Source organism: Desulfovibrio sp. TomC, from assembly GCF_000801335.2.
Taxonomy (GTDB): domain Bacteria; phylum Desulfobacterota; class Desulfovibrionia; order Desulfovibrionales; family Desulfovibrionaceae; genus Solidesulfovibrio.
Window position 1 is genome coordinate 166,142 of the sequence record NZ_JSEH01000012.1, and the last position, 11,519, is coordinate 177,660.

The window sequence follows — 11,519 nt, forward strand, 5'->3', positions numbered from 1 at the left end:
GATCTTCCGGCCCGTTTGTCATCCTCGCCGCACAAGGCGCACAAAGAAGGCCGCCCGAAGCGGCGGCCGGCGGCCGGCGACGCCCCCGGTCCGGCCGGCCTTTCCAGGCCGCCCGGACCGTGGTAGCGGGGGCGCGATGCCCAACCCCTCGCAACGACCGCCGTTTCTGCCGGGCCTTGGCGGCCTGCGGGCCTTGGCCGCCTTGGCCGTCCTGGCCGGACATGCCGCCGCCTGGCTCACCCCGCTGCCCCAGACGCCGGCCCTATTCACGCCCCTGGCCCGACTGACCCAATGCGGCCTGTCGGCCTTTTTCCTGCTGTCCGGGTTCGTACTCCAGTACAATTACGGTCCGGCCCTGGCCGCCGGCCGCACCCCGCTGGCCCGGTTCATAACGACCCGGCTGGTCCGGCTCTACCCGGTCTACCTGCTGCTCCTGGCCCTGGCCGTGGCCGGCCTGCTTGTCAGCGAAGGACCGGGCGCGCTCGGCAGCGCGGCCAATATCGCCTCCTACCTGACCCTGACCCACGGCTGGGTTTTCAGCCCTGAATCGCCCCGCCTCTTCCCCCTGGCCTGGGCCATCAGCGTCGAAGTCTTTTTTTACCTGCTCTTCCCGCCCGTCGCCCGGCTGCTAGCCCACCTCGCCACACCCAGGGCGGCCCTGGGAATTGGGCTGGCCAGTCTGGCCGCCATCCTGGGCCTCGACGCCCTGACCGCCGCCAACTGGCCGCAGCTTTTCCCCGCAGTCCTGGCCCGCTATCCGCTCTGGGCAAATGTTCCGGGCGAATTCGCCGGCGTGTTCTTTCCCTGGCTGACCTACACCAGCCCCTATTTCCGGGCCTTTGAATTCGTCCTGGGAGCGGCCATGGCCCGGTTGTTCGTCCTGCGTCCGGTCGCCGTACCCGGCCTCGACCTCCTGGCCGCCGCCGGTCTGCTGGCCCTGCTCCTCGTCCCGTTGCCGGCCGGGAATTTCTTTCTGGCCGTACTGGCCAACAACGCCCTCTACGCCCCCTTCCTGGCGGCACTGTGTCTGGCCTGGGCCGCCCGGCCGCGCCGGTGGACCACCCACCCGCTCCTGGCCGGCATCGGCCTCGCCAGCCTGTCGATCTATCTGGTCCAGGCCTGGACCCTGCCGCTGTGCAAGGCCCCAGCCGGCGCTTCGACCCTGCTCTGGGCGGCCATGGCCCTGGCCGGCATGGCCGTCACCGTGGCCGCCGGCATGGCCCTTACCCGACTGGTCGAAGCCCCGGCCGCCCGGTATTTGTTGGGGATGAGGAAGAGAGGGGAGAAAGAGTGCCTCCGGCGGCCGGGGGGATGATCCCCCCGGCCCCCTGCAAAGGGAGAAGTTTTTTAAGGGGTTTAGACGCTAGCTGATCATCCGGCCGGTTGCGAATCAGCGAGACCGGGGGTCAGCGGCAAGCCCTGGCGGTTGGAGCCGGCGGGCGCGTTGGCCCGGTCTGTCGCCTCACTCGTTGCCAAGCGGGGCCAGGGGGAGGCGCTTGCCCAGGATGATGCCGGCCTCGGTCACCTCGGCCCGGTAGGGGAGAACCAGCACCCCGGCAGCCACAGCCTCGGCCAACAGGGCGGCGTAGTCGGGATCGACCACTGCGGCCGGCGCGAAACAGTCGCCGTCCGGACGCTGGACGCAAAAAAAGAGGGCCGCCTTGTCAAGGCCTTCCCGGGCCAGCCGGGTCAGTTCAACCAGATGCTTGCACCCCCGCTCAGTGGCCGCATCGGGAAACATGGCCGCCCCGTCTTCCACCATCGTCACATTTTTGCATTCGACAAAACAGCGCCCGGCCGGACCGGTGAGCAGAAAATCCAGCCGTCCGCCGCCAAAGGGCGGCTCGGACCGGATGGCGTCATAGCCGGGGAGCTCGGCAAAAGCCCCGGCAGCGCAGCCCAGGCGAAAAAGCCGATTGGGGGTCAGCGTGTTGACCCCGACCCAGAAATCATTGCGAAAATCCGCCAACCGCACCATTTCCAACGTGCAGGGGAACCGGCGCTTGGGATTGTCCGACACGGAAAAGGCCACCGTGGCCCCGGGGCGCAACAGCCCGAGCATGGAGCCGGTGTTGTTGGCGTGGGCCGTAAACACCCCACCGTCGTCTTCGGCATCGATGAAAAACCGCTTGTAGCGCCGCACAAACCGCGCCAGACGCAGCGGCCCGCCATGGGGCAGACAGACCTGCCCGATTGTGTCTGCCATCGTGATTTACCTTTTGTGTAATATGCCCTACATTCGCCGACGGCCGCACCCTGCGGCCGCCCGCAATAAACCCCCAAGCCAAGGATTTCGGGCCATGCGCACCGCGCTCCGTATGCGTCTCGTCGCCCCGTCCGCCACCCTCGGCATGGCCGCCAAGGCCGCCGATCTGCGCCGTCAGGGCAAGGCCGTCCTCGATCTTTCCGCCGGCGAACCGGACTTCAATACGCCGCAACACATCAAGGACGCCGCCAAAAAAGCCATCGACGACAATTTTACCCGCTACACCCCGGTGCCCGGCATCCCCACCCTGCGGGAAGCCATTACCGGCTATTATAAAAAACTCTACGGCGTGCCCATTCCCAAAGAGGCGGTCATCGCCACCAACGGCGGCAAACAGGCCCTGGCCAACCTGTTCCTGGCCGTGCTCAACCCTGGCGACGAGGTGCTCGTGCCGGCCCCGTACTGGGTGAGCTACCCGGACATGATCCGGCTGGCCGGGGCCTATCCCGTGGCCGTGCCGAGCACCCCGGAAAGCGGTTTCCTGGTCACCATTGCCGACCTCGACCGGGCCGTCACTCCCGCCACCCGGGCCATGGTCCTCAACTCGCCGTCCAACCCCACCGGGGCGCATTACTCGGCCGAGCAGCTCGACGCCATCATGGAATGGGCCATCTCCCGCGACATCTACGTCATCTCCGACGAGATCTACGACCGTCTCGTCTACGATCCGGCCAAACCCGCCTCCATGGCCGCGTCCTTTGCCATACACCCCGACAATGTCGCCGTGGTCGGCGGGTTGGCCAAAAGCTTTGCCATGACCGGCTGGCGCATGGGCTACTGCGTGGCCCATCCCGACGTGATCCGGGCCATGTCCACCCTGCAAAGCCAGTCCACCTCCAATATCTGCTCCATCGTGCAAAAGGCCGCCATCGCCGCCCTGACCGGGCCGCTTGAGTGCGTCGAGGAGATGCGCCAGGCCTTTGCCCGCCGCCGCGACCTGTGCCTGTCCATCATCAAGACCTGGGACAAGGCCTTTTGCGCCACCCCGGCCGGCGCATTCTATCTCTTCCCCTGCGTGTCGGCCTACTATACCGATGCCGTCCCCAATTCCACGGCCCTGTCCGAGGCCCTGTTGACCGAAACCGGCGTGGCCACCGTCCCGGGCGTGGCCTTTGGCGAAGATCGTTGCGTGCGCCTGTCCTATGCCACCAGCGACGAAACCCTGGAAAAAGCCCTGACCATCATGGGCGATTTCCTCAAAAAACTCTCCTCCTAGATTCCAACCCGCGCGCCGGTTCTGCCTGTCTCCTCACGGGCAGGGCCGGACGCCGGGAAGGCAACCCGTGAAAAAAAAACCGCGCTCAGACGGCGACCAGGACTTGGGATTCGTTAAATTCCTGTCCTGGAGTTCCCTGGCCCTCATTCTCCTGGTCAACCTGTTCCTCTCCATCTTCCTGTCCAACTACGCCCGCCAGGACGTGCTGACCAAGCAGAAGGAATTCGCCCTGCTCCTGGCCGAAAACCTCAACCACCAGATTTACCAGCGCTTCACCCTGCCAACCGTCATCGGTTTCGGCCGGGTGGAACTGTCCCAGCCGGCCCAGTACGACCGCCTGGACAAGACCGTGCTGTCCACCATCCACAGCTTCCACGTCAGCGAAGTGCGCATCTACGACCATGACAAGCGCGTGTCCTATTCCACGGACAAGGAACTGGTGGGCCAGTCCGGTTTTGCCGGCGCGGCCATCCTGGAGGCCCTGGAGCAGGGCACGTCGAGCTTCCAGCTGGTGACCCGGGCCGGGATGCTCGGCGGCATCCTCGATTTCTCGCCCAAGCCCGACACCGTGACCCTGCGCACCATCTATCCGCTGCGCACCGAGCGCTCGCTGGTCCCGGGCAATCCCCAGGGCTTTATCATGGGCGCACTGGAATTCACCCAGGACATCACCTCCGATTACCAGAAAGTCGTGGATTTCCAGCGCATCATCATCGGCACCTCGCTGGCCTCCTCCCTGCTCCTGTTTGTCCTGTTGCGCGTCATCATCAGCCGGGCCGGGCGCATCAACGCCCAACGCATCCAGGACCGCGAACGCCTGGAGCGCGAACTGCAACAGCAGGAGAAACTGGCCGGCATGGGCCGCATGGTGGCCGGCATCGCCCACGAAATCCGAAATCCGCTCGGCATCATCCGCTCCACCGCGGAATTGCTCCTCAAGCGGGCCAAAGACAGCGACCCGGCCAATGCCCGGCTGCTTTCGGCCATTTTCGACGAATCCAAGCGCCTGTCCAAGACCGTCGGCGACTTCCTGGACTATGCCCGGCCCAAAGCCCCGCGCCAGGACGAGGTGGATCTGGCCATTATTCTCGATCAGGCCCTGACCTTTCTCGAAGCCAAATGCGAGGAACTGGGCGTGGACGTGGCGCGCAACTACGCCCCGGGCCTGACCGTTCGCGGCGACAAGGACCTCCTCTACCGGGCCATCTACAACGTGCTGTCCAACGCCATGGAATCCCTGACCGAAGACAAGGCGAAACTCCGCGCGCCGTCCATCACCGTGACCGGGACCGTGGCCGACGGGGTGGTGACCCTGGCCATCACCGACTCCGGCCCGGGATTTTCCCCGGAACACAAGGACCGTGCCCTGGACCCCTTTTTCACCACCAAGGATGCCGGCACCGGCCTTGGCCTGGCCATTGTCCGCAACATCGTGGAAAGCCACAACGCGACCCTTGGCCTGGATAACGCCGAAAACGCCGGGGCCTGCGTCAGCATGGCCTTCCCTGCGGCCTGAACCTGGGGTAGGCTGCCGCCAGACCCGTCGCGCCGCGACCGCCACGCCATCCCCCGACCCTTTTTCGGATAAAAGAGAACCATGCCAAGCCAGATACTGATCCTCGACGACGAGAAGAACTACCTGCTCATCCTTGAAGCCATGCTCGGCGACGCCGGCTATGCCGTCACCCCGCTCGACGACCCCGAGACCGGACTGGCCTTTCTCGACGAGTCCGAAGTGGACGTGGTCATCACCGACATGAAGATGCCCAAGGTCACCGGGCAGCAGGTCCTGGAACACGTCAAGCGCAACTACCCCTACATCCCGGTCATCATCATGACCGCCTTTGGCAGCATCGAAGGCGCGGTGGAAGCCATGCGCATCGGGGCCTTCGACTATATCGCCAAGCCCTTTGCCAACGACGAATTGCTTCTGACCGTGGAAAAGGCCAGCCGCTTTGCCGCCTCCCAGCGCGAGAACATGCTCCTGCGCCAGTCCCTGGAGGACCGCTTCTCCACCGAGCACATCATCGGCCGGGGCAAGGCCATGCAGCGGGTGCTGGAGATGATCGCCAAGGCCGCGCCCACCCGCTCAACCGTGCTCATTACCGGCGAATCCGGCACCGGCAAGGAACTCCTGGCCAAGGCCATCCACTATTCCTCGCCGCGCAAAAACGCCCCGTTTATTTCCGTCAACTGCATGGCCCTGGCCTCTGGCGTGCTCGAATCCGAACTGTTCGGCCACGAAAAGGGCTCGTTTACCGGCGCTGTGGCCCGAAAGCGCGGCCGGTTCGAGATGGCCCACGAGGGCACCATCTTTCTCGACGAGATCGGCGAGCTCTCCCCGGAACTCCAGGTGAAGCTCTTGCGGGTGATCCAGGAGCGCAAGTTCGAGCGGGTGGGCGGTTCCGACCCCATCGAGGTGGATATCCGCATTCTGGCCGCCACCAACCGCAACCTGTCCGAGGCCGTGGCCAACGGCAGCTTCCGGGAAGACCTCTATTACCGCTTAAACGTGGTCCATATCCAGACGCCGCCGCTGCGCGAACGGCGCGAAGACATCCCCATCCTGGCCGCCCATTTCCTAAGCCGCTACGCCGGGGAAAACGAGAAGAAATTCCGAGGCTTTTCGCCAGAATCCATGGATTATCTGACCGCCTACGAATGGCCGGGCAACGTGCGCCAACTGCAAAACGTGGTGGAACGGTGCGTGGTGCTGGCGGCCAGCGACGTGGTGCAGGTGGAAGATCTGCCGAGCGAAATCCGCGACGAGGAAAGCCAGTACAAATCCGCTGTGGATTTGCTGCCGGTGACGATCAATTTAAATGACACCCTGGAAAAAATCGAAGTGGCCCTCATCCGCCGGGCGCTGGCCCGTTCCAACTTCGTCCAGGTGAAAGCAGCCGAGATGCTGGGGATTTCCAAGAGTTTGTTGCAGTACAAGCTGAAGAAATACAAGTTGACCGGGCACTAGGAAGAGAAAAGAGGCCTTCGGCGGCCCAAGGGGCAACCTCTTTGGAAATCCGCCTGGGGGAATTTGATTTGACCGGCTGGGCTGCTCGGTCGACAAACGCAGGTTGAGAAGAGCAGACCAAAAGAAGCCGGAGCCGTTGGCGCTTGCGCCTGACGGGAACCGCCGTTGCCCCGGCGGCTTGCGATCTCCAGACAGCCCTGGAAAAGATAAAGACGGGGGCAGGCCCTTTGGGGCGCCCGTCAGGCCGCTGGAGCAACCGCCCCTTCGGCCATGACCCGGTTTCGCCCGGCCGCCTTGGCCGCATACATGGCCGCATCGGCCCGGGCCAGCAGCGCATCCAGCGCGGCCTCGCCGAAATCCTCCTGGCCGCGCATCTCGGCCACGCCCACGCTCACCGTCACGGCCAGCGTCCGACCGGCGGCCGGGCTCGGCTGCTCAGCCATGGTCCGGCGAATGCGCTCGGCCAGTTCCAACCCTTCGGCCAGCCCCGCCCCAATCAAAAGCACCACGAATTCCTCGCCCCCGTAGCGGGCGACCAGATCCGATTTACGCACCGCTCCGCTCAGGATCTGGCCCACGTGGGCCAGCACCTGATCCCCGGCCTGATGGCCGAAGGTGTCGTTGACCCGCTTGAAATGGTCCACGTCGAGCATGAGGCAGACGCAGTGCTGTCCGGCCCTCGCGGCGGCGCTGAGCAGCTTGAGTCCCCCGGAAAACAGAAACCGACGGTTGTAAAGCCCGGTCAGGGCGTCCTGGACGCTTAAACGCTCAATGGCGTCGATATGCGCCCGCACTTCGCAGGCCATGCTGGAAAAGGCATCAAACAGTTCCGCCAGTTCCCGGGGCAGTTTCCCCGGAGTCGCAAGGAAACAGTTCTCCTCGTAGCCCCGGGATCGAAGCTCCCGGGCATAGCGCGTAAGCGTCTCCAGCGGTTCTTCCAGACTCCGGCACAGCCGCAACACCAATGGCGAAATGAGAAAAATAGTGGCCAGAGCGCCCAGGGCCACCCACATGGCCTGACGCCGATACCCGACCAGGGCCGCCGCTGCCGGCTCCTCGCGCACGAGCCTCCAGTCGTTCCAATTGAGAGCCACCGAGGCCCCGAGCATCTCCTGGCCCGATGCAGCCCGAAAAAGCACCCCGCCCGGGCCAGCCGCAAAGGCCTGGGGCGCAACCTTGGCGGACAGCTCCCCGCTCTGGTCGCCCACGGCCCGGGTCGGAGCCAGAATGGAGCCCTCGCCGTTGCATAACAGCACACCGTTTCCCGGCCCGGGCGTTGCCTCGCGCAGCCAGGCATCCAGCACCTCCAGCTGCACAGCCAAAAACACCACCCCGCCAAACGTGCCGTCCGGGCGGGTCACCGGCACGGAAAAAAGGCAGATGGGTTTGCCCGAGGCCCGGCCCACAATCCCCGAGGCCAGGCTCTCGCGGCCGACCCTGGCCTCTTGAAAGTACTCCCGGTCGCCCACGTAGACGCTGGGAGAACCAGACGAATCCACGACAGTGCGGCCATCAGGCGTCACGTACACCACCGCCGAGACGGAGTCGTGCGTCTGCTTGTAGATTGCAAAGTGGCGGACCATGCCTGCAACATCGCTGCTGCGGGTCGATTCAAGGCTGGCCAGATAGCGGGCATCGGCAAAGCGTTCGGCAATCCAGGAACGCACCACACTGCGATCCCTGGCCAGCGATTCGGCCAAACCTTCGAGTTCGGTTTCAATCACTTGCCCACGCTGGAAAAAAAAGAAAAATCCGGCAGCGAGTACCAGAGGCAGGAGGACAAGGAGCAAGGTGTAAAAACGCAGAAGCCCGCGTAATGTATCCAGGCCCAAGGTCTGTTTCAGTCGCATCCGTTGCCCTGGCTGGCCGCAGCCCCCGCGTGGAAGGCGGGGATGTCAAGGTGAGTTATCCTCTGTAATGCTACTCCAAACCTTTTGGCCAGGCAATGCACTTGCCTTGCGCAAACCCATTTTTTGGACCATGACCAGCGGAGCAAACCAGGCCCGAAATCACCATGCCGTCCCCAAACGATACGCCCCCCGTCCCCGACGACGCGACGCCTGATACCCACGATATCGGCTCCTATGTGGCGGCCCTGCTGGCCTCCGAGCGCCTGGGGCATCTCGTGGTCCACCACCGCATCCTGCCGGCCGCCCCGGCGGTTTATGCCGACCCCATGCGCCCTTTTCCGCGCCCCGTGGCCGGACTGCTGGCCGCCCGGGGCATCCAGCAGCTCTACAGCCATCAGGCCCAGGCCACCGACCGCACCCGGGCCGGACGCCACGTGGCCGTGGCCACCCCCACCGCCAGCGGCAAAACATTCACCTACCTGCTGCCGGTGCTGGAAGAAATCATCAAAAATCCCGACTCCCGGGCCATTTTCCTCTATCCCCTCAAAGCCCTGGCCCAGGACCAACTCAAAGCCATCACCGAGCTGACGGCCAGCCTGCCCGAGTCTGCCCGGCCCACCGCCGCCATCTACGACGGCGACACCACGCCGCACTTTCGCCGCAAAATCCGGGACAATCCGCCGCACATTCTCATCACCAACCCCGAGATGCTCCACCTCTCGCTGCTGCCCAATCACGAGAACTGGAGCACGCTCTTTGCCGGCCTCACCCACGTGGTGGTGGATGAAATGCACACCTATCGCGGCGTCATGGGCTCCCACATGGCCCATGTGTTTCGCCGCCTGGGCCGCGTGTGCCAGCGCTTCGGCTCGCAGCCGGTCTTTGTCTTTTCTTCGGCCACCATCGGCAATCCCGGCCAGTTGGCCACCGACCTGACCGGCCTGCCCGTGGAAACCGTCACCGAGTCCGGCGCGCCCACCGCGGCCCGCCATTTCCTGTTTCTTAATCCCGAGCAGTCCGCCGCCACCACTGCGGTCATGCTCCTGGCCGCTGCCCTCACGCGGGGCCTTCGCACCATCGTCTACACCCAGTCGCGCAAGATGACGGAGCTTATCAGCCTGTGGATCCGGGAAAAGGCCGGTCCCTACGCCAGCCGCGTCTCGGCCTACCGCTCCGGGTTTCTCCCGGAGGAACGGCGCGACATCGAAGCGGCCATGGCCTCGGGGAAACTCCTGGGCGTGGTCTCCACCTCGGCCCTGGAACTGGGCATCGACATCGGCGGCCTCGACCTGTGCATTCTGTGCGGCTATCCCGGTTCGGTCATGTCCGCCTGGCAGCGCGGCGGCCGGGTCGGCCGGGCCGGGCGCGAATCCGCCGTGGCCCTCATTGCCGGCGAAGACGCCCTGGACCAGTATTTCATGCGCCATCCCTCGGAATTCTTCGACCGCCCGCCGGAATCGGCCGTCATTAACCCGGCCAATCCGGCCATTGCCGCCAAGCACCTGGAGTGCGCCGCGGCCGAATTGCCGTTGTCCCTGTCCGAACCCTTCCTGGCCGACCCGGCCATCCGCCGCGAGGCCGAAATCCTGGAAGCCAAAGGGCTGCTCCTGCGCGACAAGGACGGGTTGCGCCTGTTTGCCGCCCGCAAACGCCCCCACCGCGACGTCAACCTGCGCGGCTCGGGCGGCCAGTTCGCCATCGAGGCGGCCGGCTCGGTCATCGGCCAGATCGACGAGATGCGGGCCTACAAGGAAACCCACCCCGGAGCCGTCTACATCCACCGGGGCGTGTCCTATCTGGTTACATCCCTGGATATTCCCGAACGCCGGGTGGTGGTTGCCCCGGGGAAAGTCGACTACTACACCCGGGCGCGCGGCCAGAAGACCACCGACATCCTGGAGGTCCTGGGCGAAACGAACGTCCACGGCGTGCCGGTCTTTCTCGGCCGGCTGCGGGTCACCGAGACCGTTACCGGCTACGAACGCCGCCGCACCCGGGGCGGACAACTGCTCACCATCGTGCCGCTCGACCTGCCGCCCATGGTCTTTGAAACCGAAGGCCTGTGGTGGGTCATCCCCCACGACGTCCAGGCCGAACTGGACAAGCGCCTGTTCCACTTCATGGGAGCCATCCATGCCATGGAACACGCCATGATCGGCATCCTGCCGCTCTTGGTCCTCACCGACCGCAACGATCTTGGCGGCATCTCCACGCCGCTTCACCCGCAGGTCGGCCGGGCCTGCGTCTTCGTCTACGACGGCGCGCCCGGCGGCGTTGGCCTCTCGCGCCTGGCCTTTTCCCGGGCCGATGAGGCGCTCTCCCGCACCCTGGCCGCTGTGGCCGGCTGTCCCTGCGAAACCGGCTGCCCATCCTGTGTCCATTCCCCCAAATGCGGCTCCGGCAACCGGCCCATCGACAAGGTCGCCGCCCGCTTCCTCCTGGAGCTGCTCATGTCCGGAAAACTCCCCGAACAGGACGCCTGCCGGCCCGACTGCAACGAACAACCACAAACCAACGAAACACAGGCCCCTTCCCGCCCCAAGGGCAAGGCCCCGGCCCGCTTCGGCGTGCTCGACGTCGAAACCCGCCGCTCCGCTGCCGATGTCGGCGGCTGGGGCAATGCCCACAAGATGGGTATCTCCGTGGCCGTGCTCTACGACTCGGGCACAGACGATTTCATCCCCTACAGCCAGGACGAACTGCCCGCCCTCTACGAAGCCCTCGCCCGCCTCGACTGCATCGTCGGCTTCAATATCCTGCGCTTCGACTACAAGGTCCTGGCCGGAGCCTCGCCCTTTGACCACCGGGCGCTGCCCACCCTGGACATCCTGGAACGCGTCCACGCCCGCCTGGGCTACCGTTTGTCCCTGGACGGGCTGGCCAAGGCCACGCTCGGCACGCAAAAATCCGCCTCCGGCCTGGACGCCCTGGCCTGGTGGAAAGAAGGCCGCATCGACGAGATCACAACCTATTGCAAACAAGACGTGGCCGTCACCCGCGACCTCTATATCTTCGGCCGCGACAACGGCTATTTGCTGTTTAGCAACAAAGCAGGAAAGACCGTACGATTGCCGGTGGAGTGGGAGTAGAGGGGGACGAAAAGACGAAAGATGCCTCCGGCGGCCGGGGGGATGATCCCCCCGGACCCCTGCAATGGGGGGGCGCGTTTGCCGCAGGCCCTGCCTGCGGCAAACGCGCCCCCCAGGCAGGGAGGGT

The 11,519-nt window shown here is 65.2% G+C and carries 7 protein-coding genes; 5 read left to right on the forward strand and 2 right to left on the reverse strand.

Annotation, left to right across the window (positions count from 1 at the left end):
* The first annotated feature begins 136 nt into the window (after window positions 1–136).
* Complete coding sequence (locus tag NY78_RS13315; RefSeq protein ID WP_043636803.1) at window positions 137–1,315, forward strand: acyltransferase family protein; 1,179 nt, start codon at window positions 137–139, stop codon at window positions 1,313–1,315.
* Between the two features lie 147 nt (window positions 1,316–1,462).
* Here the strand turns inward: NY78_RS13315 and sfsA are convergent, their stop codons facing one another.
* A complete protein-coding gene (gene sfsA / locus NY78_RS13320) occupies window positions 1,463–2,206 on the reverse strand; it encodes a DNA/RNA nuclease SfsA (RefSeq protein WP_043636807.1) in 744 nt (247 codons plus the stop codon).
* Window positions 2,207–2,300: 94 nt separating this feature from the next.
* Between sfsA and NY78_RS13325 the strand changes: the two genes are divergently transcribed.
* From NY78_RS13325 to NY78_RS13335, 3 genes are all read left to right on the forward strand, one after another.
* The gene (locus NY78_RS13325) at window positions 2,301–3,482 is read left to right on the forward strand and encodes a pyridoxal phosphate-dependent aminotransferase (protein ID WP_043636810.1); all 1,182 of its coding nucleotides are present in this window, start codon (window positions 2,301–2,303) and stop codon (window positions 3,480–3,482) included.
* A gap of 67 nt (window positions 3,483–3,549) precedes the next feature.
* Entirely contained in the window at window positions 3,550–4,998 is a 1,449-nt protein-coding gene (locus NY78_RS13330; protein WP_043636811.1) for a sensor histidine kinase, read from the forward strand.
* 81 nt (window positions 4,999–5,079) lie between these two features.
* Window positions 5,080–6,453: a sigma-54-dependent transcriptional regulator gene (locus NY78_RS13335; RefSeq protein ID WP_043636815.1), complete on the forward strand. Its 1,374-nt coding sequence runs from the start codon at window positions 5,080–5,082 to the stop codon at window positions 6,451–6,453.
* Window positions 6,454–6,692: 239 nt separating this feature from the next.
* On the opposite strand, the gene NY78_RS13340 is transcribed toward NY78_RS13335, so the two are convergent.
* Window positions 6,693–8,303: a sensor domain-containing diguanylate cyclase gene (locus NY78_RS13340; RefSeq protein ID WP_043636818.1), complete on the reverse strand. Its 1,611-nt coding sequence runs from the start codon at window positions 8,301–8,303 to the stop codon at window positions 6,693–6,695.
* Between the two features lie 164 nt (window positions 8,304–8,467).
* Between NY78_RS13340 and NY78_RS13345 the strand changes: the two genes are divergently transcribed.
* Complete coding sequence (locus NY78_RS13345) at window positions 8,468–11,392, forward strand: DEAD/DEAH box helicase (protein WP_043636821.1); 2,925 nt, start codon at window positions 8,468–8,470, stop codon at window positions 11,390–11,392.
* Window positions 11,393–11,519: the final 127 nt, after the last annotated feature.